The sequence below is a fragment of the Xanthomonas sp. SHU 308 genome, assembly GCF_000364645.1.
Taxonomy (GTDB): Bacteria; Pseudomonadota; Gammaproteobacteria; order Xanthomonadales; family Xanthomonadaceae; genus Xanthomonas_A; species Xanthomonas_A sontii.
The window spans coordinates 1-1957 of record NZ_AQOK01000440.1; the positions used below are offsets into that span (position 1 = coordinate 1).

At 72.0% G+C, this 1957-nt stretch carries 2 protein-coding genes; one reads left to right on the plus strand and one right to left on the minus strand.

Features of this window, described 5'->3' with window-relative positions; all coding sequences use genetic code 11:
• Nucleotides 1-347: 347 nt before the first annotated feature.
• On the plus strand, nt 348-1238 hold the full coding sequence (locus D588_RS0114305; RefSeq protein ID WP_017916472.1) for a TIGR01777 family oxidoreductase: 891 nt from the start codon (nt 348-350) through the stop codon (nt 1236-1238).
• A gap of 138 nt (nt 1239-1376) precedes the next feature.
• On the opposite strand, the gene D588_RS0114310 is transcribed toward D588_RS0114305, so the two are convergent.
• The gene (locus D588_RS0114310; protein WP_026143726.1) at nt 1377-1745 is read right to left on the minus strand and encodes a glycine zipper 2TM domain-containing protein; all 369 of its coding nucleotides are present in this window, start codon (nt 1743-1745) and stop codon (nt 1377-1379) included.
• Nucleotides 1746-1957 lie beyond the last annotated feature (212 nt).

The window sequence follows — 1957 nt, forward strand, 5'->3', positions numbered from 1 at the left end:
CCCAGCGGAGCCGCTCCAGCAGGGTGGCCAGGCAAGCCGCGCTGGCCTGGTCGACCGGCGCTGGCGCGGCCGTCGCCGCGGCACTGGCCATCAGCGCGGCCAGCAGCAGACCGACGCCGCGGCGAAGCCGCGGCGGGCAAGCGAACCTCGATGGTCGGATCATGGAGCGGACATCGCGAACAGGAGCTTCCGTTGGCCACGTGGCGGCGGCGCCCGCGCAGCGTGCCGCCTCGCCCGTGCAGGCATCGCGAAACCCACCGCCGCGGCACGGGCGCCCCCGGCGTTCACTCTTCCGCCATGCCCGGCGCACCTACACTGCGGCTCCCTTGGCGCAAGCGATCCCCTGCATGCACGTGCTCGTTACCGGAGGCACCGGATTCATCGGCCGCGCGCTGTGCCCGGCCCTGCTCGACGCCGGGCACCGAGTCAGCGTGCTGACCCGCGACCCCGCACGCGCGGCGCGCCTGTTGCCGGCGGTGCAGGTGCTGGACGATCTGCAGCGCGCCGCACCGGCCGATGCGGTGATCAATCTCGCCGGCGAACCGCTGACCGAAGGCCGCTGGAGCGCCACCCGCAAGCGTCGCTTCCGCACCTCGCGCATCGGTACCACCCGCGCCCTGATCGACTGGATGAGCGGACTCGACGCCGCGCAGCGCCCGGGCTGCCTGATCTCCGGCTCGGCGATCGGCTACTACGGCGACCGCGGCGACGAGGTCCTGGACGAAACCAGCACGCCGGGCGACGACTTTGCCGCCCAGCTCTGCCGCGACTGGGAAGCCGAAGCGTTACGCGCGCAGGACCTGGGCGTGCGCACCAGCCTGGTCCGCACCGGCGTGGTGCTGGGCCGCGACGGCGGCGCGCTGGCGCGGATGCTGCTGCCCTTCCGCTTCGGCATGGGCGGGCGCATGGGCGATGGCCGCCAGTGGATGAGCTGGATCCACCGCGACGATCAGGTCGGGTTGCTGCTGTGGCTGCTGCAGCAAGGCGGCGAAGGCGCCTACGACGCCACCGCGCCGGCGCCGGCGACCAATGCCACGTTCGCGCAGCAACTCGCCGCGACCCTGCATCGTCCGGCGCTGCTGCCGATGCCGGCGGCGGCATTACGCCTCGGCTTCGGCGAGATGGCCGAGCTGTTGCTGGGCAGCCAGCGCGTGCTGCCGACACGTGCGCAACGCGAGGGTTATGTGTTCCGGTATCCGCAGTTGGACGCGGCGCTGCGCGATCTGCTCGCCGATTGAGCCGCCGCGGCGCCGAATCGCGCAACGTCGCAACCGGCACCGCAAAAAAACGCCCCGGCGGAGGCCTCCGCCGGGGCGTGCTGCATCAGGTTGCCGGGTCGGCGTCAGGCACCGACCGACACGATGCGGTCGCGCGACTCAATAACGCTTGCAGACGGTCTCGACCACGCGATTGCCATTGGCCTGCTGACGCTGGCCCTGGATGTAACGGCCGGTGGCGCCACCGGCGACCGCGCCGCCGACCGTGGCCAGCTTGCGGCCATCGCCCTTGCCGATCTGGTTGCCCAGCAAGCCGCCGATCGCCGCGCCCGCCAGGGTGCCGCCGATGCGGTCGGGATCGGTGCTGTTCTTGCGCACCGCGACCTTCTTGCAGTGCACGCGGGTGCCGTCGCTGAAGCGGCGGCCGGCGTCCTCGGGACCGTAGTGACGCTGCGCCTCGGCCAGCGGCGCGGCGGCCGTGGCGATGGCGAGGACGGAAAGACACAAGGCGGATTTGAGAGTGTTCATGCTGATTGCTCCTGGGTGGCGGAGCCGATGCACAAGCACCGCGCTCTCGACGGGCGCCACCTTCTCACCGGATTCGCGAATGGTTCGTGAAGCGAAATCGGCCGCATTCAGCTTGTGTAGCAAGGCCTGAATCAGTCGGCGCCGCCGGGCTCGCCGCTCGGAGGCGCGGTCGCGACGGGCGGCTGCGCCGCAGTGGCCGCCGCGGGTGCCGG